Here is a 23792-nt window from a genome sequence, read left to right as displayed (position 1 = left end):
GGTGAGGGTCAGCGCGTGACGCGGGCCCCGCGGCCGCGGTCGATACGGCCGCGCAGACCCCACTCCGCGACCTTGAACAACGCCTCGCGGATATTGGACCCGCTCATCTTGGACTGGCCGAACTCGCGTTCGGTGAAGGTGATGGGCACTTCCACGACGACGAACCCGTTGTTGATCGTGCGCCAGGTCAGGTCGATCTGGAAGCAGTACCCCTTCGAGTCGACCGCGCTCAGGTCGATCTTTTCCAGCACCTCGCGGCGGTAGGCGCGATAACCGGCGGTGATGTCGTGGATGTCGACGCCGAGCAGGATGCGCGAATAACCGTTGGCGGTCCGCGACAGCAGCAGGCGGCGGCGCGGCCAGTTGCGGACCTCTCCGCCGGGCACATAACGCGAGCCGATCACCAGGTCGGCGCCGCCGTCGATGGCGTCGAGCAACCGGTACAGCTGTTCGGGCGGGTGGCTGCCGTCGGCGTCCATCTCCACCAGCACGGAGTACTCGCGGCTGAGCCCCCAGGCAAACCCGGCCAGGTACGCCGCGCCCAGGCCACCCTTGGCATTGCGGTGCATGACGTGGATGCGATCGGGGTCGGCGAGGGCCCGTTCGTCGGCGAGCCTGCCGGTGCCGTCGGGGCTGCCGTCATCGACGATCAGGATGTGGACGTCGGGCAGCGCCTTCTGGACGCGATCGACGATCAGCGGAAGGTTCTCCCGCTCGTTGTACGTGGGGATGATGACCAGCGTGCGCTGGCTGGGTCGCTCCCCCGGGTCCCGGCCCGTCGTCATGTGGCTCCTCTGTCTGTGGTGCCGCCGCCCACGCGGCGACGCACAAAGCTTTTATTGTGCAGTATCGCGGTGAGCAGGCTGCCCACGCCGAGGGCGATGAGCAGCCCCTCCACCAGCGGCCCGAACCGTGTCGCGGCGCTGAGCTGGGTTTTCAGCCGTACGGCGGCGTCCAGGTAGGCGGGTTCGTAGAACGCGGTGCGAGCCAGCTCACGGCCGTCCGGCGAGATGATTGCGCTGATCCCCGTCGTGCCCGCCACCACGACGTAGCGGTCGTGTTCGACAGCACGCAGCCGGGCGAAGGCGAGTTGCTGCTCGCTCATGGACTCGGTGAACGTCGCGTTGTTGGACGGCACGACCAGCATTTGGGCGCCGTTGCGCACCGACTCGCGCGGCGCACGGTCGAAGATCACCTCCCAGCACGTCGCCACCCCCACCGGCACACCGGCCGGGTGCACGACGCCTGTTCCGTCCCCCGGTACGAAGTAACCGGCGCGGTCGGCGTACTCGGAGAAGTTGCGGAAGAACCCGCGCCACGGCAGGTACTCGCCGAACGGCTGCACGATCTGCTTGTCGTGGCGCTCGCCGGGACCGCTGCCCGGGTTCCACACGATCACCGAGTTCGTCGTGGTCGGCTCCTCGGGCGTGGCGCCGGGCGCCTCGACGACCGCGCCGACGAGGATCGGCGCGTCGATGGCTTCGGCGGCTGAGGAGATCAGCTCATGGGCGTCGGGGTTGGCCAGTGGATCGATGTCGGAGGAATTCTCGGGCCAGACGACGAACATCGGCCGCGGCGCCCGCCCCGCCCGCACGTCCTCGGCCAGCCGCAACGTCTCGCGGACGTGGTTGTCGAGCACGGCGCGACGCTGGGCGTTGAAGTCCAGTCCGAGCCGGGGCACATTGCCCTGGACGACGGCGACGGTGACCGAGTGCTCGTCGCCGGCGCCCAGACCCGACTGGCGCACGTGCGGCCATGTCAGCGCAGTGACTAGCAGCACGGCGCTGATGCACAGGCCGGGCACCACCACGGCCGGCGGTGCGGCTTTCTGCGCATCGTCACGCCGCCACCACTGGATGACCTCGAAAACCATTGCCGCCAAGCTGAACCCGACGAGCACGACCGCGAAGGACAGCAGCGGCGCCCCGCCGAGCTGCGCGATCGACCGCAGCGGGCTCTCCGTCTGGCCGTAAGCGACGACGCCCCAGGGGAATCCGCCGAACGGCACCGTCGACTTGAGCCACTCCTGCGCGGCCCACAACCCGGCGAACCACAGCGGCCAGCCCGGGAGCCGGCGAACCACCACAGCGGCCGCCCCGAACAGCGCGGGAAACACCGCCTCGGCGAGCGACAGCCCGATCCACGGGAACGGCCCGACGAACGCCCCCACCCACGGCAGCAGCGGCAGGTAGAAAGCCGCCCCGAACAGGAACCCGTAGCCGAATCCGCCTCGCACCGTGGTGGTTTCGCGTGTCAATACCCACGCCAACAGTGCGAACGCGACGAAGCCCAGATACCACCATCCAAACGGCGGGAAGCTCAAACACAGCAGCACGCCGGCGACGATCGCGACGCCCAGCTGTGGTAGCCGGTCCACCATCACCTGACCGAACCGCCTTGCCTTCGAGGGAGTTTCAGCCATGGATGACGACACCCCGATGGACCGTCTGCCGACACCGGGGTGACGGGCCGTCGAGTCGCGGCAACGCCGGCACCCGCGACCGCTGGTCGGTGGACCACCGTTGCACCGCGTCGGCGGGGGCACTCACCTCGAGTTCGTCGGCTTCCCAGATCGCGTACGAGGCCGGTGCCCCGGGAACGAGGGTGCCCGCCAACCCGTCTCGAACGCCGGCGGCGCGCCACGCACCTCGGGTGAGCGCTGCGAACGCCGCACGCGCCGAGAGCGCACTGCCCGGCGTCTGGTGTCGCGTCGCCGCGCGCAGTGTCGCCCAGGGGTCGATCCCGGTGACGGGGCTGTCCGAGCCGAAGGCGAGGGGCACGCCTTGGGATGCTAACAGCGCGAACGGGTTCAGCGATCGGGCTCGCTGCGGCCCGAGACGCTGGGCGTACATGCCGGTTTCGCCGCCCCAGAGCGCATCGAAATTCGGTTGCATGCTGGCGAGCACACCCCAGGCGCCGAGCTTGTGCGCCTGTTCTGAGGTGACCATCTCCAGATGTTCGAGTCGATGCCCGCACCGGGCGACCGCGGGAGCGCCCGAGGAGGCGACGACGGACTCGAGGGCGTCGACCACCGCGGTCACGGCGGCGTCGCCGATCGCGTGGAAGCCGGCCGCGATACCCGCCTCCGTGCACGCCTGCAGGTGGGCGGCGATGGCGTCGGGGGCGAGGTAGGTGTTGCCCACGCAGCCGGGCGCGTCGTCGTAGGGCTCGTGCAGCCAGGCCGTGCGCGACCCGAGCGCTCCGTCGACGAACAGGTCGCCCGCCAGGCCGCGCGCGCCGGTGCGTTCGATCAGTGCGCGTGCCTGGTCGGCCGTGGTGACCGCTTCACCCCAGTAGCCGACGACATCGACGCCGTGGTCGAGGGCGCGGATCTCATCCCAGTCGTCGAGGCCGCCGATGTCGGGGCCCGCGCATTCGTGCACCGCGACGATGCCGTGCGCCGCCACCGCGTTGAGCGCGGCGGTGCGCGCGTCGGCACGCTGTGGGGCGGTCAGCCCGGCCCGCGCGGCGGCGCGGACCAGGTGATGGGCGTCGCTGGTCAGCGGCCGCTGCGGGTCGTATCCGGCCGCGTCGGCCAGGCCCGGGCACCGCGTGCGCAGCGCGGTGGACGCCGCGGCCGAGTGCACGTCGACCCTGGCGAGGTAGGTCGGCCGGTCCCCCACGACGGCGTCGATGTCATCGGTGCTGGGCGGGGTGCGCTGCGGCCATGTCGACTCGTCCCAGCCGTGCGCCCAGATCGGACCGTCAGGGTGGCTGCGGGCATGGTCGGCGAGCAGTTGCAGGCAGTGTTGAAGCGAGGCGGCGGCCCGCAGATCGAGCCCGGCGAGCGTGAGCCCGGTGGCGGTGAGATGGATGTGGCTGTCGACGAAGCCGGGTGCGACGAAGGCACCGTCGAGGTCGATGACCTGCGCGTCGGGGAACTGGCTGCGGCCGACGTCGTCGCTGCCCAACCATGCGATCACACCGTCGCGCACGGCCAGCGCCGTGGCGTCGGGCATGGCGGGGCTGTGCACCCGCCCGTTGAGCAGAAGGGTCGTCACCTACGGGAGGTTCTCACAGCCCGTCGGTGGTGGGACGCGGGCGCTCCACGGCGGGCGGTTCGACGTCGACCACGTCGACGACCTCGCCGTCGATGTAGTCACCGTGCTGGGTGGCCGAGTCACGCCGGTTGGTGGCCGCCCCCCACCCGGCCATTCCGGCGGTGATCAGCGGCATCCGGCGCGCGGCGAGCGCGGTCACCAGCGGGCGGCCCGCGGCCCGCGTCGGCGGCAGCAGGAGCAGCACCCCCGCCACCGAACTGGCCAGACCCGGAATCACGACCAGCACGGTGCCGAGCGCGACGAGGACGCTGTCGGCGGCGGTACCGTGCAGGGTCGCCGGGGTCAGGCCCGAGCGCAACCTGCCGATATGACGCCTGACCTGCGACCCTGCCAGCGCGAAACCCAGCACGAACGTGGTGAGCAGCGCCAGTAGCGTCCAGCCGATGCCGATCGTCGACACCAGGGCCACCACGACCGCGATCTCGATGACCACATAGAGGACAAACAGCCGCATCGCCATACGGGGTAAACGTCCGGACGGCCTCGAGGGTTCCGTAGATTGGCGGTGTGGCCACGATCAAGATCGATACACCGGGCGGTCCGATCGACGCGTTGCTGTCGACGCCGGGTGGCGAGGGTCCGTGGCCGGCGGTCGTCGTCGTGCACGACGCGATCGGCTACGGGCCGGACAACGAGGCGATATCGGCGCGCATCGCCGAGGCAGGCTACATCGCGATCACTCCCGACCTGTACGCGCGCGGTGGCCGCGCCCGCTGCATCACCCGGGTGTTCCGCGAACTGCTTTCCAAGCGCGGTCGCGCGCTCGACGACATCCTGGCCGCCCGTGACCATGTGCTGGGCCTGCCCGAGTGCACGGGCGCGGTCGGCATCGCCGGCTTCTGCATGGGCGGGCAGTTCGCGCTGGTGATGTCGCCGCAGGGGTTCGGCGCGTCGGCACCGTTCTACGGCACCCCGCTCCCCCGCCGTCTCGACGAGACGCTGACCGGGGCGTGCCCGATCGTCGCGAGCTTCGGCAGGCGCGACCCGATCGGCATCGGCGCGGCGGACAAGTTGCGAAAAGTGGTCGCGGACAAGGGGATTGCGGCCGACATCAAGGTGTATCCGGATGCCGGGCACAGCTTCGCGAACAAGCTGCCGGGCCAACCGCTGTTGCGGATCACCGGGTTCGGCTACAACGAGGCGGCGGCCAACGACGCCTGGGCGCGGGTGTTCGGATTTTTCGGCGAACACCTGACGGCTACCCCGCGGGCTTGATCTCGATTCCGATGTGAACCTTGTCGATGCCGCCACGGAAGAGTGCCTGCGGAATCCACCACCACGCGTGCCACCAGTAGCGCCTGGTGACCTTGTCGAAGACGCGGCGGGTCTCCTCCTTGGGCAGCACCCTGGCGACGGCCTCCACCGGACCGCCTTTCGGCTTGCCCAACGCCGTCGACTTCTGGATCGTCACCCGCGGAGTGTTGTTGATGCGCTTGGTTTTCCACGACCCGTCGTCGGTGATGACGAGCAGCTTGCCGTCCTCGGGCGCAGCCCAGATCGGGGTGGGCTTGGGCTTGCCGTCCTTGGTGAAGGTGGTCAGCAGAATGTACTTCGAACGGGCGACGTCGCCGAACGTATCGGCCATGGTCAGCCCGGCTTGATCTCGATGGTCACGTTGTTCTTCATTCCCCCGCGCAGCTTGGAGAAAACGTTGAACGTCTTGCCCAGCAGCCCGTAGCGCTTGCCGATCGCGTCGTAGGTCGCGCCGTTGGCCGACTTGTCCAGGACAGCCGCGACGGCGTCGACGGCCTCGCCCTTGGGGTTGCCGCGCATGTCGCACGGCGCGATGGTCACGCGCGGGGTGTTGCGGATCCGCTTGACCTTCCACGACTTCTCCTGCGTGATGGCGATCAGGCCGTCGCCGTCGGGCACCGCCCAGATGGGTGTCGGCTTGGCCCTGCCGTCCTTGGTGAAGGTGGTCAGCAGGATGTATTCGGATTTCGCGACATCGGCAAAGGTGGCAGACACGACACCAACCTAGCCCTCCAGGTCGCCTTCGGTCTCCAGCAGCACCTTGCGCAATCCGTCGAGCGTCGCCTGTTCGGGTGCCGCCCACATACCGCGGTCGGCGGCCTCCAGAAGCCGTTCGGCCATACCGTGCAGCGCCCACGGATTGGATTCGGTCATGAATTTGCGGTTCTCGTCGTCGAGCACGTATTCCGCCGACAACCGCTCGTACATCCAGTCCGCCATCACGCCGGCCGTGGCGTCGTAGCCGAACAGGTAGTCGACCGTGGCGGCCATCTCGAACGCGCCCTTGTAGCCGTGCCTGCGCATCGCATTGATCCAGCGCGGGTTGACCACGCGGGCGCGAAACACCCGGGTGGTCTCCTCGGACAGGGTGCGGGTGCGCACGGCGTCGGGTCGGGTGTTGTCGCCGATGTAGGCGGCGGGGTCCTTGCCGGTCAACGCACGAACGGTGGCGATCATGCCGCCGTGGTACTGAAAGTAGTCGTCGGAATCGGCGATGTCGTGTTCGCGGGTGTCGGTGTTCTTGGCCGCCACCGCGATCCGGCGGTACTGCCGGCTCATATCATCGCTGGCGGCGGCTCCGTCCAGACCGCGGCCGTAGGCGAATCCGCCCCACGCCGTGTACACCTCGGCGAGGTCGACGTCGTCGCGCCAGTTGCGGCTGTCGATCAGCTGCAGCAGCCCGGCACCGTACGTGCCCGGCTTCGAGCCGAAAATCCTTGTGGTGGAGCGGCGCTCGTCGCCGTGCTCGGCGAGGTCGGCCTGGGCGTGCGCGCGGACGTAGTTGTCCTCGGCTGCTTCGTCGAGTCCGGCCACGAGCGCCACGGCGTCGTCGAGCATCGTGACGACGTGCGGGAAGGCGTCCCGGAAGAACCCGGAGATGCGCACGGTGACGTCGATGCGGGGCCTGCCCAGGTCGGCCAGCGCGATCGGTTCGAGGTCGACCACTCGCCGCGACGCCTCGTCCCACACGGGGCGCACACCCAGCAGGGCGAGCACCTCGGCGATGTCGTCACCGGCGGTCCGCATGGCCGATGTGCCCCATACCGACAGACCGACCGACCGCGGCCAGTCGCCGTAGTCGTCACGGTACCGGGCCAGCAGCGAATCGGCCATCGCCACACCGGTTTCCCACGCCAGCCGCGACGGCACCGCCTTCGGGTCGACCGAGTAGAAGTTGCGCCCCGTGGGCAGCACGTTGACCAGCCCGCGCAGCGGTGACCCCGAGGGGCCGGCGGCGATGAAACCTCCGTCGAGCGCCCGAAGGATCTGGGTGATCTCCTCTGCCGTGCCCGCGAGCCGCGGCGCCACTTCGGTGGCGGCGAACCGCAGCACCGCTGCAACGTCGGCGTTGTCGGTCAACGTGTCGACCACCTCGGGGTTCCATCCCGAATCCTGCAGCGCGGCCACCAGTTTCCGGGCTTGCGCTTCGGCGGCATCGACGGCGGTGCGTTCGTCGTGGCCGTCCTCGGCGAGGCCGAGTGCCTGGCGAAGTCCCGGCACCGTCTGTTCGCCGCCGAACAGCTGACGGGCCCGGAGCACCGCCAGCACCAGGTCCAGTTCGTCCTCCCCGCTTGGCGTTTGGCCGAGGATGTGCAGGCCGTCGCGGATCTGAACGTCTTTGATCTCGCAGAGCCAGCCGTCGACATGCAGCAGCATGTCGTCAAACGAGTCCTCTTCGGGCCGCTCCTCGAGGCCGAGGTCGTGGTCCATCTTCGCGGCGCGCATCAGCGTCCAGATCTGCTGGCGGATCGCGGGCAGCTTGCCGGGGTCGAGTGCCGACACATTCGCATGCTCGTCGAGCAGCTGCTCCAAACGCGCGATGTCACCGTAGGTTTCGGCGCGCGCCATGGGCGGGATCAAATGGTCGACGAGGGTGGCGTGCGCGCGACGCTTGGCCTGGGTGCCCTCACCGGGATCGTTGACCAGAAACGGGTAGATCAGCGGCAGGCTGCCCAGAGCGGCATCGGATCCGCAGGCCGCCGACATGCCAAGCGTCTTACCCGGCAGCCACTCCAGGTTGCCGTGCTTGCCGAGATGTACGACCGCATCGGCACCGAACACCGACTCGATCCACCGGTACGCGGCCAGATAATGGTGGCTCGGCGGCAGATCCGGGTCATGGTAGATCGCGACCGGATTCTCGCCGAAACCGCGTGGCGGCTGCACCATCAGGACGACGTTGCCCGCCTGCAGGGCCGCGATGACGATCTCACCGTCCGGATCGGCGCTGCGGTCGACGAACATCTCCCCCGGCGGCGGACCCCAGTGCTCGACGATCGCATCGGTGAGCTCGGCGGGCAGCGTGGCGAACCACTCGCGATAGTCGTTGGCCGACACCCGGATCGGGTTTCCCTCGAGCTGCCCTTCGGTCAGCCAGTCCGGGTCCTGGCCGCCGCGTTCGATCAGCGCGTGGATGAGCGCGTCCCCATCGCCGGCGTCCAAGCCCGGGACATGGTCGATGCGGTAGCCGTGCTCGCGCATCGCGCGCAGCAACGCGATGGCGCTGGCGGGCGTGTCGAGGCCGACGGCGTTGCCGATGCGGGCGTGCTTGGTCGGGTAGGCGGAGAAGACGACCGCGATCCTCTTGTCCTGCACCGGAATCGACCGCAGCCGGGCGTGGCGGACGGCCAGCCCGGCGACGCGCGCACAACGTTCGGGATCGGGCACGTACGAGGTGAGGCCCTCGTCGTCGATCTCCTTGAACGAGAACGGCACCGTGATGATGCGTCCGTCGAACTCCGGCACGGCGACCTGCGTCGCGACGTCGAGCGGCGAGAGCCCGTCGTCGTTGTTCTGCCACTGAGCCCGAGAACTCGTCAGGCACAACCCTTGCAAGATAGGGACATCCAGCGCCGCAAGGTGCGCGACGTTCCACGCGTCATCCGTGCCGCCGGCCGACACGCTCGACGGGGTGGCGCCGCCTGCCGCGAGCACCGTCGTGATCAGCGCGTCGGCCGTCGCGAGCAACTCGAGCAGGTCCGCGTCGGCGGTGCGCAGCGACGCGCAGAACACCGGCAGCGCACGGCCACCGGCATCCTCGATCGCATCACAGAGCGCCTCGACGTAGGCGGTGTTGCCCGCGAGGTGCTGCGCGCGGTAGTAGAGCACCGCGACCGTGGGACCGTCGCCGCCGCCGTCTCGGGGCACCACTCCCCACAGGGGCGTGCTCTCGGGTGGGGAGAACCCGAAGCCGGTCATCAACACCGTGTCGCACAGGAACGCGTGCAGGTGGCGCAGGTTCGAAACGCCGCCCTGAGCCAGATAGACGTGCGCCTGCAGCGCGACCCCGGCGGGCGTGGTCGAATGCCGCATCAGCTCCGCGTCCGGCGACTGCTCGCCGCTGACGACGACCGCGGGCACTCCGCTGGCCACCACCTCGTCGATACCGTCCTGCCAAGCGCGGTAACCGCCGAGGATGCGCACCACCACAATGTCGGTACCGCGCAGCAGTTCGCCGAGTTCACCGTCCACCAGTCGCGACGGGTTCGCCCACCGGTAGTTGGCGCCGCTGGACCGGGCGGTGATCAGGTCGGTGTCCGAGGTGGACAGGAGCAAGACGGCGGGGTCGCGAGACGGCTGAGCCACCCCCCATTACTACCCCACGCCGCTTTCCTGCCCACTCCCCGTGCGCCGACGGTGCACGTCTGCGCACGACACTCCGCGCCACCGCGACCGCTTGCTAGCAGACACTCATGCTCGCGGCACTTGTGGAGGATGGCTAGGGGCGGTTCCAGCGGCCGTAGGTGCTCTGCGGATAAGGCAATCCGAGGGCGGCGATGAGTACGACCAGAAGAGCACCGAACACGATGAGTTCGAACATCGTCGTTCCTTCCTGACGCTTACTGCACACGCGTGCAGTAACCCGGAACTTACGACGTCAGCGGCGATATGAGACCGACTTGTGTGGCACGGATCACTAGAGGTTCTAGTGTGATCGCCGTCACTTTTGCGCAGTGTGGACGGTGAAGTCGGACGGCACCGGCGAAGCCAGCAGCCGGCGATGACGCACGGGTTCCCAGGGGAACAGCTCGGGCAGGCCGTTCTTGTCGAGATACCAGCTGTTGCAGCCGGTCGTCCAAACCGTATGCGGCATAGCGGCTTTCATCTCCTCGTTGTACTCCTTCGTGGCGACATCCGTCGGCGCCGCGGCGACGATGTCGCCGTCGCGGATGCGCTCGATCCACCACATCGCATAGTCGGCCTGGTTCTCGGCGATGATCACCAACGACTGTTGCCCGATCGGAGAGTGCGGGCCCATCAACATGAACAGGTTCGGGAACCCCGGCACCGCGACCGACCGGTAGGCCTGGGGCCCGTCCGCCCAGGCTTCGTCCAGCGACACCCCATGCTCGCCGATGATCTCCATCGGACGCACATAAGCGTGGGCGTCGAAGCCGGTGGCGAGCACGAGGAGATCCACCTCGTGCAGTGTCCCGTCGGCGGTGACGACGCCCTCGGGCGCGATGTGATCGATCGGGTCGACGACGACGTCGACACCCGGCTTCTGCACGGATTGGTAGTAGTGCCCGGCCGCGACGATGCGCTTGCACATCGCCTGGTAGTTCGGCGTCAGCTTGCCCCTGAGCTGTGAGTCGCGCACCGAGAGGTTCAGATTCCACCGGCACATCGCCGAAACCAGCCGGCGGCGGAATCCCGGCTTGACCATGGCTTTGGCGAAGAAGTTCTCGTACACGGCCTGCCAGAAGCGGTAACCGAGCCGGCTCATCGCCGGGAAGCGCCGAAGTGCCGCCTTGGTGATCGGCGAGTAGCGCGGGTTCGGGAACGGGAAGACCCACTGCGCAGTGCGTTGGAATATCGTCAGACCACGGACGTTCCCACCGAGTTCAGCGGTGATCTGGACACCGGTAGACCCCGTCCCGATCAGTCCGATCCGCTTGTCCTGCAACGGTACCGAGTGATCCCAGCGCGACGAGTGAAACATCGGGCCCGCGAACGTGCCCAGCCCGGGAATGTCGGGATAGCGCGGCACGCGCAGGATTCCGGTGGCGGTGATGAGAATGTCGAACTCCTCGGTGCCGCCGGCGGTGCTGACCCACCACTTGCCGTCGCGGTACTGCGCCGATGTCACCGGGGTGCCGAATCTGATGTGGGCTCGGATGTCGCGTTCTGTGGCGACCTCTTTGAAATAGGACTGCACCTCGCCACCCGGCGGCAACAGCCGCGTCCACTCGGGATTGGACCGGAACGTATACGAGTAGAAGCGTGACGGCACGTCGCAGTGCAGGCCGGGATAGGTGTTGTCGCGCCAGGTGCCACCGACCTCGTCGGCCTGTTCGAAGATCGTGAAGGTGTCGATACCCGCGTCCTGCAGTTTGGCCGCCATACAGATGCCCGACATGCCGGCGCCCACGATCGCAATTCTCACTGCGCGTTTGTCTGCCATCGGACCCCCTTCGGCTACCGGAAGGGTACGCCTGACCAGCGCGGTTGTCGTCGCAATCGGGGCTACGGGACAGTGACGAAACCTTGGGCCACCATCCAGTCCCGCGCGACCTCGCTCGGGTCGCGGCCCTCCACATCGACCTGTTTGTTCATCTCCATGATCGCCTCATTGGTCAGGGCCGCCGTCACCGGCGCGGTGACCTCCGCGATCTGCGGATGTGCTTCGTAGAAGGCGCGTTTCATGGTCACCGACGGGTTGTAGTGAGCGAAGAACTGCTTGTCGTCGGTGAGCACGACGAGGTCGAGCGCGGCGATGCGGCCGTCGGTGGTGAACACCTCACCGAAGTCGCACTGCGTGCCGTCCGCGGTGGCCTGGTAGATGATGCCGACCTGCAGTACCGGCGTCTGCGCCCGCCCCGGATCGAACCCGTAGGCCGCCGCCATTCCGGGGAAGCCGTCCTGGCGGGCCCGAAATTCGGTGTCGACGCACGTACGCGCCGCCGCCGGATCACGCTTGACCAGCTCGGCGTATTGCGAAAGCGTGCGCACGCCGGTCCGTTCGACGACCGCCCTGCCGGCGGCCAACGCGTACGTGTCGTCCATCGGTCCTGGCGGCAACCACACCATGTCGTTGCGGGCCAGATCTTCATCGCGGACAGCCTCGAACTGCTTGCGGCTGTCGGGGATCGGCTTCTCGTGCCCCAGGTAGTTGATCCATGCGTTGCCGGTGAACTCGTAGGCGACGTCGACCTGACCCGACAACTGGGCTTCCCGGGTGCTGCGGGAGCCCACGATGCCGGTGAGGTCACGCACGTCGGCACCCGCGGCGGCCAACGTGAACTCCAGGATGTAACCGAGGATCACCTGCTCGGTGTATTCCTTGGAGCCCACCGTGATTCGCACTCCCTCGAGTGCGGCGACGGGCTGGATGGAACCCGGCCCCACCTTCAGCGGCACGGTGCTGCCCGCGCCCAGGCCGCACCCGGTCAGCAGGAGGCAGGCCAGGGCGACGATGGTCCGGCGGATCATCGAAGGCCCTTGGGGTTGAGGTAGAACTCGGCCAGCCCGCCCAACCAGTCGACCAGCAGGGCAAGGCACACCGCGAGCACGCTGCCCAGGATCAGGGTCACGTTGTCCTGCAACTTGTAGCCGGTGTCGATCAGGATGCCCAATCCGCCGGCGTTGACGAGGAAGCTCAGCGTTGCGGTTCCCACGGCGAGCACCAGCGACGTGCGCAGTCCGGCCAGGATGTACGGGATCGCCAGCGGCAGCTCGACCCGCGTCAGCACCGAGCGTCGCGACATGCCCTGTCCCAGCCCGGCGTCCACCAGCGACCGGTCCACCTGTGTGATGCCGAGGATGGTGCTGGCCAGCACCGGCAGCAGTGAGTACAGCGCGATCGGAAGGACGCCGATCCAGAACCCGGTCCGACCGGTCCACAGGAACAGCAGCACCAGCAGCCCGATCGCCGGTGCCGCCTGACCGATGTTGGCGACGCCCATGAACAACGGCCGCAGCAGTTTCGCGCCGGGGCGGGTGACCAGCACTCCCAGCGGAACACCGATGGCGAGCACGATCGCGGTGACCGCCACGGTGATCAACAGGTGCTGCCAGATCAGCGTGGCGATGTTGCCGGGGTTGATGTTCTCCTGCTGGGTGGCGGTGAGGTCGCGGTTGAACGCCCAGAACACGACGGCCGCAGCGATGACCAGCACCAAGACGGGCTGGATGAGCAGTCGTCTGCGCTCGCCCGGATTGGCGCGCGCCGATTGAGCGGTATCGGTGACCGCGGTCATGGTCGTCCGTCCGTGTCGGCCTGCGCCGAAGCCCGCAGCCAGGTGATCGTGTCGATCAACGTGTCCAGCGTGACGACACCGGCGTACCGGCTGCCCGGGCCGGCCACCACGGCCGACGCATGCTGTTGGGCGAGGATGGCCTCCAGCGCGTCTTCGAGGGTGGACTGCGTGCTGACCACGTCGAGCGATTCGACGACGTCGGCGAGCGCGGTCGCGTGCTCGAGCTTGCTCTCCCGCACCCAACTGACCGGGCGCTCACGCTCGTCGAGCACAACGGCCCAATCGAACTCACTGCCCGCCAACGTCTTCCGGACATCATCGATCGAATCCGTCTGGCGTACCGAAGGATGCGGCCGCAACTCGACGTCCTTGATCCGCATCAGGCCCAGTTGGCGCAGCGACGCGCCGGACCCGACGAAACCGGCGACCGTGTCGTCGGCGGGACTGGCCAGGATGTTCTGCGGAGTGTCGTACTGCAGCACCTTGGACTGGTTGCCCAGCACGGTGATCCGGTCACCGAGTTTGACGGCCTCACCGAAGTCATGGGTGACGAAGACGATGGTCTTGCGCAGCTCGCCCTGCAACCGCAGCAGTTCATCCTGCAGCGTGCTGCGCGTGATCGGGTCGACGGCGCCGAACGGTTCGTCCATCAACAGAACCGGAGGGTCGGCGGCCAGCGCGCGCGCAACGCCCACACGCTGCTGCTGCCCGCCGGACAGTTGACGCGGATACCTGTCGGCGTACTGGCCCGGTTCCAGCCCGACCATGTCGAGCAGTTCGTCGACCCGTTCGGCGATGCGTTTGCGGTCCCAGCGCAACAGGCCGGGCACCAGGCCGACGTTCTGCCGGATCGTCATGTGCGGGAACAGACCCGCCTGCTGGATGGAGTAGCCGATCGAGCGGCGAAGTTCGGTCGGACGGATCGACATCGCGTCGTTGTCGCCGATCATGATCGTCCCCGACGTCGGCTCCGAGAGCCGGTTGATCATCCGCATCATCGTCGTCTTCCCGCAGCCCGACGGGCCGACGAACACGACGATCTCGCCCGCGGGGATCTCGAGTGACACGTCGTCCACCGCGGGGCGGTCGGAACCGGGATACACCTTGGAGACGTGGTCCAGCACGATGCGGACCCCGGTGCTGCCGTTCGAGCTCGTGTCCTCCGACGCGATGTTCTCTGCCTTCGAATGCCCTGTCATCGAATGCCTTTCGACGTGGTGAGGCGGCCGATCAGTACGAGCACCGCATCGAGTGCGAGCGCGAGGATGACGATGAGCAGCGTTCCGGCCAGCGCCATCGGAAGGGCCGTCGGGCTGCCCACCCGCGCCAACCCGGTGAAGATCAGGTTCCCCAGCCCGGGTCCTTTGACGTAGGCGGCGATCGCCAGCACGCCCATCGACATCTGGGTGCTGATCCGCATGGCCGACAGGATCGACGGCCACACCAGCCGCAGTTCCACTCGGGCCAGGGTGTCGAGCCTGCTCATCCCGATGCCCCGCGCCGCATCGGTGAGCGCAGGGTCCACCGCGTTGAGCCCGACGATCGTGTTGCGGACGATCGGCAGCAGCGAGTACAGCACCAGCGCGGTGATGCTGGGTACGACGCCGAGCCCGAACAACGGGATCAGCAGGCCCAGCAGCGCGAACGCCGGGACGGTCATGATCACGCTGGAGGTCGCGGTGGCGAGGTTGGCGGCCATCGGGTTGCGGTAGGTCAGCACACCGATCACCACACCGACGATCGTCGCGATGAGCACACTCTGGACGACCGCACTGACGTGCTGGTAGGAGTCGAACGCCAGCTGCGCTTGGTGGGCCCAGATGTAGTCCCACAGTGCCCTCACGGCGGTGAGCTACCCGATCTTGATCCAGCCGAAACACCTGCCCGGTTCGATTCGCGCTGAGTCGAACGGTTGGCGTCACACCTCCCGGAGACGAATGTGAGCACCACGTTTCATGCATCGTCTGGAGGTTCCCCGTGCCGTCATCTCTGCGGGTGGTCAAGCTCGGCGCTCACATCGGCGCCCGGATCGAGGGCGTCGACCTCAGCGCTGGAGTCGACGCGAGAACCGCGTCGGCGATCAACTCGGCCCTACTCGACCACAAGGTGATCTTCTTCCGCGACCAGCACGGCCTAAACGACGACGGTCAGCTCGCCTTCGCGCAGGCATTGGGCACCCCGACCGCCGCACACCCGACCGTGACCTCGCGCGGTGAGCGCTTCCTGCCCATCGATTCCCGCTACGACAAGGCCAACAGCTGGCACACCGACGTGACGTTCGTCGACCGGATCCCGAAAGCGTCCATCCTGCGCGCGATCACGCTGCCTCCGTACGGCGGCACGACGACGTGGGCGAGCACCGAAGCCGCGTATGACCGTCTTCCGGCGCCGTTGGCAGCGCTGGCCGAGAACCTGTGGGCCGTGCACACCAACCAGTACGACTACGCCACACTGCACGACGAGCCGGACGCAGCGCCCACCGCCGAGCAGCAGTCGTATCGCGATGAATTCGTCTCCGACTACTACGAAACCGAGCATCCCGTGGTCCGCGTACACCCGGAGACTGGCAGGCGGGTGCTGCTGCTCGGCCACTTCGTCAAGAACTTCGTCGGGCTCGGATCAACCGAGTCGGCCACCCTGTTCAATTTGCTCCAGGCGCGAATCACGAAGTTGGAGCACACGATTCGGTGGGACTGGCAACTCGGCGACGTCGCGGCGTGGGACAACCGCGCAACCCAGCACTACGCCGTCGCCGACTACGACGACCAGTACCGCCGGCTCAACCGCATCACCCTGGCCGGGGACATCCCGGTCGACATCCACGGCAGGTCCAGTCGCGCCGTCGTCGGCGACGCCTCGGCATATTCGGCGGTGATCAGTGCCCGCAGCGGGCAGACCGCGGCCCTGGCCAGCTGATCACGGCTGTGGCGCTGCCCGTGTTCGCGGCAGACACCCGCGGACTACCGTGAACTCGTGGCCAGGATCCGCGACCAGGACGCCTGCCCCGGTGCGCTGCAGGTGCATCGGGCGGCGGACGGCGCGTTGGCGCGGGTGCGGCTGCCGGGCGGGCTGATCACCGCAGCGCAGTTGGAGGCCCTGGCACGGGCGGCCACCGACTGGGGTGCGGGCACGCTGGAACTCACGTCGCGGGGCAACCTTCAGATTCGCGGCGTGACGGACACCGGGGCGGTCGCCGAGGCCGTGGCCGCGGCGGGGTTGCTCCCCTCGCCGACCCACGAGCGCGTGCGCAACATCGTCGCCTCACCGCTGTCGGGGCGGGTGGGCGCGACCGCCGACATCCGTGGGCTGATCAGCGAACTAGACGGCGCCATCCAGGCCGACGCGGACCTGGCCACGCTGCCCGGGCGGTTTCTGTTCGGCATCGACGACGGCCGCGGCGACATCTCCGGTCTTGCCCCCGACGTCGGCGTACACGTCGAGGCCGCTGACGCCGCACTGCTGGTGGCCGGGCGCGACACCGGCGTCCGGCTGCGGATGCGCACAGCGGTGTCGACGATGGTCGATGTGGCCCGACGCTTCGCCGCTATACGCGGGAATGCTTGGCGCGTCAAGGAACTCAGCGATACCGAGGTGCTGCTGGGCGGATTGTCGCCGACCGTGGACCCGGGTGTGACGTGGCCCGCGGTCACCCGGCCGCCCGTCGGTTGGCTCGAACAGCACGACGGCCGCATAGCGTTGGGCGCCGCGGTCCCGCTGGGTGTGCTGCCCTCCCGGACGGCGGAGTTTCTCGCCGCGATCGAGGCGCCGATGGTGATCACGCCGTGGCGCTCGGTGCTCGTTTTCGACCTCGCCGAGGACGTCGCCGACGTCGCGCTGCGGGTGCTGGCGCCGCTGGGACTGGTGTTCGACGAGAACTCGCCCTGGCTGTCGGTCAGCGCGTGCACGGGACGCCCCGGCTGTGAGCATTCGCGCGCCGACGTCCGCGCGGACGCCGTCGCGGCCATTGACGAGCCGGCCGCGGGCCACCGGCACTTCGTCGGATGCGACCGGGCCTGCGGCAGCCCGCCCACCGGTGAGGTGCTGGTGGCAACCGGAGACGGATACCGGACGCGCGACGCTCACCCGTAGGGTGATCGCGTGCTCGACTACATCCGCGACGCCGGGGAGATCTACCGGCAGTCGTTCGCGACGATCCGCGATGAGGCGGACCTGACGCGATTTCCCACAGATGTCGCCCGGGTGGTCGTGCGGTTGATCCACACCTGCGGCCAGGTCGACGTCGCCGACCACGTCGCATTCAGTCCCGACGTGGTTACCCGCGCCCACTCCGCGCTGGGCGCCGGCGCCCCGGTGCTGTGTGACTCGTCGATGGTCGCCGCGGGGATCACCCGGTCGCGGCTGCCCGCCGACAACGAGGTGGTCTCGCTGGTGGCCGACCCGCGCGCCGCGGACCTCGCCGCGCGCCTCGGCACCACCCGGTCCGCGGCGGCCGTGGACCTGTGGGCCGACCGGCTCGCCGGTGCCGTGCTGGCGATCGGCAACGCGCCCACCGCGTTGTTCCGGCTGCTCGAACTCCTCGACGAGGGCGCTCCGACTCCCGCGGCGGTGCTCGGCGGTCCGGTCGGCTTCGTCGGCTCGGCGCAGTCCAAACAGGAACTCATCGACCGCCCCCGCGGGATGGCCTATCTGGTGGTCACTGGGCGCCGAGGCGGCAGCGCGATGGCCGCTGCGGCCGTGAATGCGATTGCGACGGAACGGGAATGAGCGGCACACGGGAGAAGTCGCCGGAGGCGGCGAGAGGACAATTGTGGGGCGTCGGGCTGGGTCCCGGAGACCCGGAGTTGGTGACGGTCAAGGCGGCACGGGTGATCGGCGAGGCCGACGTCGTGGCATACCACAGCGCGCGGCACGGCAAGAGCATCGCGCGCGGTATCGCCGAACCGTACCTGCGGCCCGGTCAGATCGAAGAGCACCTCGTCTATCCGGTCACCACCGAGACGACCGACCACCCCGGCGGCTACGCCGGGGCGATGGAGGACTTCTACCGTGAGGCCGCCGACCGCATCGCCGCCCACCTGGAGGCCGGGCGCGACGTCGCGCTGCTCGCCGAGGGTGACCCGCTGTTCTACAGCTCCTACATGCACATGCACACGCGGCTCACCGAACGGTTCGACGCGGTCATCGTGCCGGGAGTGACGTCGGTCAGCGCGGCGTCGGCGGCGGTGGCCACCCCCCTCGTCCAGGGCGACGAGGTGTTGACGATCCTGCCGGGCACGTTGCCCGCCGACGAGCTTGCACGCAGGCTCGCCGACACCGACGCGGCGGTCATGCTCAAACTCGGACGGTCGTATCCGGTTGTGCGCGAAGCGCTCTCGGCGACCGGTCGGTTGGACGACGCGTTCTACGTCGAGCGGGCCAGCACCTCACGGCAGCGGGTGCTCGGCGCCGGCGAGGTCGACGACGCCACCGTCCCGTACTTCTCGCTGGCGATGCTGCCGGGCCGACGCGACCAGCAGACGCCGACCGGGAGCGTCGCGGTGGTCGGCCTGGGTCCGGGCAGCACCGACTGGATGACCCCGCAGTGCCGTCGTGAACTCGCCGCGGCCACCGACCTCATCGGTTACGGCCCCTACCTCGACCGGGTCGGCAACCGGGCCGGCCAACGCAAGCACCCCAGCGACAACACCGACGAGCCCGCCCGGGCCCGGTTGGCGTGCACATTGGCCGAGCAGGGCCGGGCCGTCGCGGTCGTGTCGTCCGGCGACCCCGGGGTTTTCGCGATGGCGACCGCGGTGCTCGAGGAGGCCAAACAGTGGCCGGGGATCTCGGTGCGGGTGATTCCGGCGATGACGGCGGCGCAGGCCGTCGCCAGCCGGGTCGGCGCGCCGCTGGGTCACGACTATGCGGTGATCTCGCTGTCGGACCGGCTCAAACCGTGGGATGTGATCGCCGCCCGGCTGACCGCAGCCGCAAAGGCCGACCTGGTGTTGGCGATCTACAACCCGGCGTCCAAGACCCGCACCTGGCAGGTCGGTGCGATGCGCGACCTGCTGCTCGACCACCGCGATCCGGGTACCCCGGTGGTGATCGGTCGCGACGTGTCCGGCCCCCGCGAGGAGGTCACGGTGGTGCGCCTGGCGGACCTGGACCCCGCCGACGTCGACATGCGCTGCCTGCTGATCATCGGCTCGTCGCAGACACAGTGGTACTCCGAGGACGGTGACCGGGTGTTCACACCGCGCCGCTATCCGGAGTGACGGGTGACCTCGATGATCCCGTGAGCGCCGCGTTCGGCGTCGATCATCGCGTGGGTGACGAACGGATAGCGCCCGGGCTGATCGAAGCTCAGCTCGACGAAACCGCCTTGGGCCGCTGACAATCCGAGGGCCTGCGCGCCACCGGGACCCGGCCGCAGCCGGTAATCACCCTCGGACCACACGGTGTCGAACTGGCCGCCGACGATGTGGAAGGAACTGCCCCGGTTCGGTCCGGCCGCCAGCACCCAGATTCGCACGCGCTCCCCGGTGCGTGCAGTCAGCGGCGCGTGGTCGTACTGGTTGGCGTAGCCGTTGAACACCACCAGGTCCGGTTTGTCGGCGGCGACCTTGTCGGCGTCCACTTCGCCGCCCGGCGGGCCGAGGTAGTACTCGGACTGCACGAGAAGGTATTCGCGATCCACGGCGGCGAGGTCCGGCGGGTCGATGATGACCGCCCCGAACATGCCGTTGGCGATGTGCACCGACATCGGCATCGTCGAGCAGTGATACATCCACACGCCGGCGCGGGTCGCGGTGAACCGGTAGACCAGGCGTTCGCCGGGTCGGATGGTGCGCATCGGCACGTCCGGCGCGAGCGCCCCGGCGTGGAAGTCGATTGAATGCCCGATCGTCCCGTCGTTGACGAGGGTGACCTCGAAGACGTCGCCGACCTTGCCCCGCAGCGTCGGTCCGGGCGCCGAGCCGCCGAACGTCCACTGGCGCTGCGTGATTCCCGGTGACACCTCCCGCGTCGTCTCGGTGACCGTCAGCGTGATGCGGTGAGCGGGCGTCGCGGCGGCCAAGGCGGCGTCACGCGGGTTGAAGCCGGGCCCCGGCCGCGTGGTGAGGCTGCGCGCGACGTCGTCGCCGGCGATCGATTCCGGCGCCGTCTCATGGTGTCCCGGATGGTGGATTCCATCCGCGCGCACCGACATCGTCATGCCCATCTGGCGGTGCCCGGCGATCGAGCACCACCCATCGAGGTCGGCGCCGATCACCCCGGCGTCGAGGACGGCCTGCTCTCCGGGCGCGAGGCGGCCGGTCCTGGTCCCGTTCGACAGCACCAAGTCGTGGTGGTCGGATCCGCTGTTGACCAGTGTGACCTCCAAGCGGTTGCCGGCGGGTACCGAAATGTTGTCGGGCACATAGCGCATTCCTTCGATGCGCACCTCGACCCGGGTGGTCTGTCCGGTCGCGGGCACCGATGCCGACGGGGCCGTCGCGACGCCGGTCGCGGACGGGTCCGCGGCCACCGCGGCCGCTGCCGTGAGCACGACGACGGCCAGTCCGGCGGCGGCGACGCCGAGCCGCTGTCGCACCGGCGGTCCGGACGGCGGCGGTCCCGGCGTCGACGGCGTCTCACGCAGCCTGCGTGCCCGCCACACGGCGCGGGCCAACAGCGGCAGGAACGCGGCATAGGACGTCACCACCAAGACCGACGCCGCCACCCGCAGCAGGCTCGGCGTCGGCAGCACACACAACAGAAGCGCGAAGTTGGCGACCGCGAGCCGCCACGGTGCGCCGCGTTCCAATTCGGTTGTCGCCGCGATGGAAGCGGCGCGTCCGCCGACGACGATGGTGGTCAGATAGCTCAGCGCGCCCAACAGCACCTGAACCAGGAACCCTGCGAGCACCGCCACGGTGAGGGGACCGGCCCTGTCGAGCAGAGCGGGCCACGTCGGCGCGGTGGCGAAGGCGACCACGGCGTAGCTCAGCGAGCCCACCAGCCACACCACCCCGCACAGCACCGACAGCGTCGCGAAACTTCCCGGTCGCTTCCGCCGCAATTCGTCGAGATGCGGCCACAGCACGTAGAGCGTCGCCGCGAGATAGGCCAGCGCCCCGGTGGCGGTCATCACCGGCGAACCGGCAACCGCCCCCGACGCAGCCACCGTCAATCCCGCTACCAGCCCGGGTAACCCACGCCGGGCGGCGACCTCGACTCCGTCGGCCATCCGGGTGCGTAGCATCGTCGGCCACAGGGTCACCAACGTGCCCAGCACCGTGAGCCCGATGAAACCGAACAAGTTGACCGCCGCGTGGGCGATGACGAACCGGTCGTGCAGGGCGCCGGGCAGCGTCGAGTTGGCCATCGCCACACCCAGTCCCGCCCCGATCGACAGCAGCGCTGCGGCAGCGACGTAGTAGCGAACGGTGTCACCGAAGCGTGAGGGCAGCGCGGAGCGCAACTGCCGCACCAACGTGACGGCGTGGGCCAGCGCGACGGTGGCGACCGCGATGCCACCGGCCAGGACCACCGGCCAGAAGGACAGGACCATGCCGGCGACCACCGCGACCGCGCCGAGGTTGAAGGCCGCGAGGGCGCAGGCCTGCCCGGCCCGCGAGGAGTCCGGCGGACGACGCAGAAGCGCATCGGCGAAGTGTCGGCTCCAGATGAGGATCGCGTTACCCGCCGCCCCCAGGCCGAGCAGATGGATCAGCAGCCAGCCCGACGCCGGCACCGACCTGTGAACGATCGCAATCACCACAAGTGCTGTGAGCCAGGCGAATACGATCGATCCGACCCGCAGGTGCCACCGGGAGCGGTTCATGCCGGCACCCCGATCGGCCGGCGGCGGGTCGCCGCATGAACGGCAACCCCCGCGAAGGCGAGCACGGCAACGATGTTGAGCACCCCGCCGGCCTGCAGCGCCCACTCCACACCGCGCACGTCTCCGACGACCACCCGCAGCAGCAGCGATGCGTGCAGCAACACGACGGGACCGTACATCGCCGGGGTGTACGGAACCGGGCGGCGCAGCACCGCAGGCATGATGACCGGTGCGTGCGCCATGATCATCGACAGCACGAACCCGAGCATCACCGCGTGCACCACCGCGTCGTAGCCGCCACCGGAGTGCACGGGACCCACCACCAGCCACGTCAGGCCCGGCACCGCCAGCCACGCGTATCCGGCCAGCAGGCACACGGCCATGTACCGCGTCAGCCCTGTCGTATGGACCGTGCGCCGGGCGATGTCGAATCGCAGCAGCCAGCAGGTGATGCCCAGGATCGCACCGCCGAGCAGCGCGAAACCAACTGTCGGCCAGAGTAATTGAGCCAAAGCACCGAGGACCACGGCCGCCGACGACGCGACGAGCAGGACTTCGGCGTTCGTGCCGAGCATCGCCACCCTGGCCAGTTCGAGGCGCTCTCCGGCGATGGTCAGGATGAGGAATCCGGTCAGCCAGCCCAGCAGGTCGGACACCGGCAGCCCGGCGGCCCACAGCAGCGCCGCGCCCGTCGCCAGCACAGCGCCCGCCGCCTGCACCAGCACGGCCGCATCCCAGCTGCGCCGCCACAGCGGCACGTATACCGCTGCGAGCAGCGCAGCCCCCGCGAGCAGGGCGAGGTCGGCGACGCGGCGCGGCGCCGGGCTCACGAGCAGAACGGCGCCCAGGCCCAGGAACGCCGGAGCGAGGTAGCACCACCGTCGGCCCGACGCGACCGCGCGTTCCACCGCGATCACGGTGCCCACGAAGCCGAGCACCAGCAGAATCCCGTGCACGTCGGCCAATCTCGCGGTGTCGATCGGAGCCGGCAGTCCGAGCCGCAACAGCCCCGCGTCCAGCCCGGCCAGCAGTGCGAATGCGCCGGGAATCAGCAGCAGTGCCCGAGCGGGAATCCGGTTCTCAGCCATGGCTTTTCACCACCGGATCGGGAAGGAACAACCGGCAGGCGCCGGGTTCGGCGAACGGAATCAGGTCCAGGCCGGGCCCGGTCGGCGCGTCGATGCTCTGCAGCAACCCTTCGACGATGCCGAGATGGACCTGGCAGACCACGCTCGGGTAGCGGCGGGCGGCCTCGAGCAGCGGACAGCGCCGCAGCGCCACCCCGCGCTCGGCACCCTCGTCGTCGGGCGCGAAGCCCAGTCGCGCCAGCGCGTCGAGCACGGCGCCTCGGGGGTCACTGTCGGTACGTGCCACCTCGTCGGCCAACTCGCGCCCCCACTCGATGCCGGCGGCGCGGGCGTCGCGTTCGGGGTCGGCGCTGGTGCGGGCGAGATGCCCGGCGAGGGCGGTGGCAAGACCCGCGTAGTCACGGACCCGCACCGCGGGGTCGGCCGCCGAGGGCCGATACAGCGCGGCGGGCCGGCCGCGCCCCGCGGCAGGTTCGGTGGCGCGCTCGACGAGGCCGAGGTCGACGAGCGCGTCCAGGTGCTCGCGCACGGTGTTCTGGTGCAGCCCGAGGGTCGCCGCCGCCTCAACCGTGCGGACCGGGGCGTGCGCGCGCACATGCTCGAGCACCCTCAACCGTTGCCCCGACAAGGGCACCGGACCAGTCGCCGAAGGCGCCGGTGAGGGCCCGAGCGGCGGTGCGCTATTTACCACGGAAATTAT

The 23792-nt window shown here is 69.2% G+C and carries 20 protein-coding genes; 5 read left to right on the top strand and 15 right to left on the bottom strand.

The genetic code is table 11. The features are described 5' to 3' along the window. Positions 1-8 precede the first annotated feature (8 nt). The 4 genes from AU072_RS12985 to AU072_RS12970 are packed head-to-tail and all read right to left on the bottom strand — an operon-like array spanning position 9 to position 4521. Positions 9-785 (bottom strand): polyprenol monophosphomannose synthase, encoded by a 777-nt coding sequence (locus AU072_RS12985; RefSeq protein WP_064414148.1) that lies wholly within the window; start codon positions 783-785, stop codon positions 9-11. After that, positions 782-2422: an apolipoprotein N-acyltransferase gene (gene lnt, locus AU072_RS12980; protein ID WP_064414147.1), complete on the bottom strand. Its 1641-nt coding sequence runs from the start codon at positions 2420-2422 to the stop codon at positions 782-784. The genes AU072_RS12985 and lnt overlap by 4 nt, the downstream gene beginning before the upstream one ends. Continuing rightward, the gene (locus AU072_RS12975; RefSeq protein ID WP_064414146.1) at positions 2415-4001 is read right to left on the bottom strand and encodes an amidohydrolase; all 1587 of its coding nucleotides are present in this window, start codon (positions 3999-4001) and stop codon (positions 2415-2417) included. The genes lnt and AU072_RS12975 overlap by 8 nt, the downstream gene beginning before the upstream one ends. A gap of 13 nt (positions 4002-4014) precedes the next feature. Then, positions 4015-4521, bottom strand: a complete 507-nt coding sequence (locus AU072_RS12970; RefSeq protein ID WP_064350082.1) for an FxsA family protein — start codon at positions 4519-4521, stop codon at positions 4015-4017. A 47-nt stretch (positions 4522-4568) separates the two neighbouring features. Between AU072_RS12970 and AU072_RS12965 the strand changes: the two genes are divergently transcribed. After that, positions 4569-5276 (top strand): dienelactone hydrolase family protein, encoded by a 708-nt coding sequence (locus tag AU072_RS12965; RefSeq protein WP_064414145.1) that lies wholly within the window; start codon positions 4569-4571, stop codon positions 5274-5276. Here AU072_RS12965 and AU072_RS12960 read toward each other — a convergent pair. The 8 genes from AU072_RS12960 to AU072_RS12925 all read right to left on the bottom strand — a co-directional run bounded on the left by AU072_RS12960 (position 5260) and on the right by AU072_RS12925 (position 15077). Further along, the gene (locus tag AU072_RS12960; RefSeq protein ID WP_064414144.1) at positions 5260-5646 is read right to left on the bottom strand and encodes a PPOX class F420-dependent oxidoreductase; all 387 of its coding nucleotides are present in this window, start codon (positions 5644-5646) and stop codon (positions 5260-5262) included. The two genes, AU072_RS12965 and AU072_RS12960, sit on opposite strands and share 17 nt — an antisense overlap. Before the next feature lie 2 nt (positions 5647-5648). Next, positions 5649-6029: a PPOX class F420-dependent oxidoreductase gene (locus tag AU072_RS12955; RefSeq protein WP_064414143.1), complete on the bottom strand. Its 381-nt coding sequence runs from the start codon at positions 6027-6029 to the stop codon at positions 5649-5651. 9 nt (positions 6030-6038) lie between these two features. Beyond that, positions 6039-9620, bottom strand: coding sequence for a cobaltochelatase subunit CobN (gene cobN / locus AU072_RS12950; protein ID WP_064414142.1), 3582 nt, complete (start codon positions 9618-9620; stop codon positions 6039-6041). Between the two features lie 355 nt (positions 9621-9975). After that, positions 9976-11439: a flavin-containing monooxygenase gene (locus tag AU072_RS12945; protein WP_064414141.1), complete on the bottom strand. Its 1464-nt coding sequence runs from the start codon at positions 11437-11439 to the stop codon at positions 9976-9978. A 62-nt stretch (positions 11440-11501) separates the two neighbouring features. After that, the gene (locus AU072_RS12940) at positions 11502-12467 is read right to left on the bottom strand and encodes a glycine betaine ABC transporter substrate-binding protein (RefSeq protein WP_064414140.1); all 966 of its coding nucleotides are present in this window, start codon (positions 12465-12467) and stop codon (positions 11502-11504) included. Next, positions 12464-13234: an ABC transporter permease gene (locus AU072_RS12935; RefSeq protein WP_064414139.1), complete on the bottom strand. Its 771-nt coding sequence runs from the start codon at positions 13232-13234 to the stop codon at positions 12464-12466. Before AU072_RS12935 ends, AU072_RS12940 begins: the two co-directional genes overlap by 4 nt. Then, positions 13231-14433: an ABC transporter ATP-binding protein gene (locus tag AU072_RS12930; RefSeq protein ID WP_064414138.1), complete on the bottom strand. Its 1203-nt coding sequence runs from the start codon at positions 14431-14433 to the stop codon at positions 13231-13233. Before AU072_RS12930 ends, AU072_RS12935 begins: the two co-directional genes overlap by 4 nt. After that, a complete protein-coding gene (locus tag AU072_RS12925) occupies positions 14430-15077 on the bottom strand; it encodes an ABC transporter permease (RefSeq protein ID WP_064414137.1) in 648 nt (215 codons plus the stop codon). Before AU072_RS12925 ends, AU072_RS12930 begins: the two co-directional genes overlap by 4 nt. A 134-nt stretch (positions 15078-15211) precedes the next feature. On the opposite strand from AU072_RS12925, the gene AU072_RS12920 reads away from it, so the two are divergent. Genes AU072_RS12920 through AU072_RS12905 form a run of 4 tightly spaced genes read left to right on the top strand, consistent with a single transcriptional unit; the run spans position 15212 to position 19452 of the window. Then, complete coding sequence (locus AU072_RS12920) at positions 15212-16150, top strand: TauD/TfdA dioxygenase family protein (protein ID WP_064414136.1); 939 nt, start codon at positions 15212-15214, stop codon at positions 16148-16150. Positions 16151-16207: 57 nt separating this feature from the next. Then, positions 16208-17323 (top strand): precorrin-3B synthase, encoded by a 1116-nt coding sequence (cobG, locus tag AU072_RS12915; RefSeq protein WP_064414135.1) that lies wholly within the window; start codon positions 16208-16210, stop codon positions 17321-17323. Between the two features lie 9 nt (positions 17324-17332). Continuing rightward, positions 17333-17959 carry a precorrin-8X methylmutase gene (locus AU072_RS12910; protein WP_064414134.1) on the top strand — a complete coding sequence of 209 codons (627 nt, stop codon included), beginning with the start codon at positions 17333-17335 and terminating at the stop codon, positions 17957-17959. After that, on the top strand, positions 17956-19452 hold the full coding sequence (locus AU072_RS12905; RefSeq protein WP_064414133.1) for a precorrin-2 C(20)-methyltransferase: 1497 nt from the start codon (positions 17956-17958) through the stop codon (positions 19450-19452). The genes AU072_RS12910 and AU072_RS12905 overlap by 4 nt, the downstream gene beginning before the upstream one ends. On the opposite strand, the gene AU072_RS12900 is transcribed toward AU072_RS12905, so the two are convergent. Genes AU072_RS12900 through AU072_RS12890 form a run of 3 tightly spaced genes read right to left on the bottom strand, consistent with a single transcriptional unit; the run spans position 19440 to position 23783 of the window. Then, positions 19440-22004 carry a multicopper oxidase domain-containing protein gene (locus AU072_RS12900; protein WP_064414132.1) on the bottom strand — a complete coding sequence of 855 codons (2565 nt, stop codon included), beginning with the start codon at positions 22002-22004 and terminating at the stop codon, positions 19440-19442. The two genes, AU072_RS12905 and AU072_RS12900, sit on opposite strands and share 13 nt — an antisense overlap. Further along, complete coding sequence (locus tag AU072_RS12895; protein WP_064414131.1) at positions 22001-23092, bottom strand: DUF8744 domain-containing protein; 1092 nt, start codon at positions 23090-23092, stop codon at positions 22001-22003. The genes AU072_RS12900 and AU072_RS12895 overlap by 4 nt, the downstream gene beginning before the upstream one ends. After that, positions 23085-23783 carry a helix-turn-helix transcriptional regulator gene (locus AU072_RS12890; RefSeq protein WP_064414130.1) on the bottom strand — a complete coding sequence of 233 codons (699 nt, stop codon included), beginning with the start codon at positions 23781-23783 and terminating at the stop codon, positions 23085-23087. The genes AU072_RS12895 and AU072_RS12890 overlap by 8 nt, the downstream gene beginning before the upstream one ends. Positions 23784-23792: the final 9 nt, after the last annotated feature.

Origin of the sequence: Mycolicibacterium novocastrense (genome assembly GCF_001499835.1) — a bacterium.
GTDB classification, from domain to species: Bacteria; Actinomycetota; Actinomycetes; order Mycobacteriales; family Mycobacteriaceae; genus Mycobacterium; species Mycobacterium novocastrense.
The sequence above is the reverse complement of the archived record's forward strand: the minus strand, read 5'-3'. Positions and strand labels throughout refer to the sequence as shown.

Excerpts from the sequence above, each read along its gene's own strand:
- AU072_RS12900 (WP_064414132.1), bottom strand. The coding sequence starts at position 22,004 with ATGAACCGCTCCCGGTGGCACCTGCGGGTCGGATCGATCGTATTCGCC.
- AU072_RS12970 (WP_064350082.1), bottom strand. The coding sequence starts at position 4,521 with ATGGCGATGCGGCTGTTTGTCCTCTATGTGGTCATCGAGATCGCGGTC.
- AU072_RS12895 (WP_064414131.1), bottom strand. The coding sequence starts at position 23,092 with ATGGCTGAGAACCGGATTCCCGCTCGGGCACTGCTGCTGATTCCCGGC.
- AU072_RS12930 (WP_064414138.1), bottom strand. The coding sequence starts at position 14,433 with ATGACAGGGCATTCGAAGGCAGAGAACATCGCGTCGGAGGACACGAGC.
- lnt (WP_064414147.1), bottom strand. The coding sequence starts at position 2,422 with ATGGCTGAAACTCCCTCGAAGGCAAGGCGGTTCGGTCAGGTGATGGTG.
- AU072_RS12940 (WP_064414140.1), bottom strand. The coding sequence starts at position 12,467 with ATGATCCGCCGGACCATCGTCGCCCTGGCCTGCCTCCTGCTGACCGGG.
- AU072_RS12935 (WP_064414139.1), bottom strand. The coding sequence starts at position 13,234 with ATGACCGCGGTCACCGATACCGCTCAATCGGCGCGCGCCAATCCGGGC.
- AU072_RS12945 (WP_064414141.1), bottom strand. The coding sequence starts at position 11,439 with ATGGCAGACAAACGCGCAGTGAGAATTGCGATCGTGGGCGCCGGCATG.
- AU072_RS12985 (WP_064414148.1), bottom strand. The coding sequence starts at position 785 with ATGACGACGGGCCGGGACCCGGGGGAGCGACCCAGCCAGCGCACGCTG.
- AU072_RS12905 (WP_064414133.1), top strand. The coding sequence starts at position 17,956 with ATGAGCGGCACACGGGAGAAGTCGCCGGAGGCGGCGAGAGGACAATTG.
- AU072_RS12960 (WP_064414144.1), bottom strand. The coding sequence starts at position 5,646 with ATGGCCGATACGTTCGGCGACGTCGCCCGTTCGAAGTACATTCTGCTG.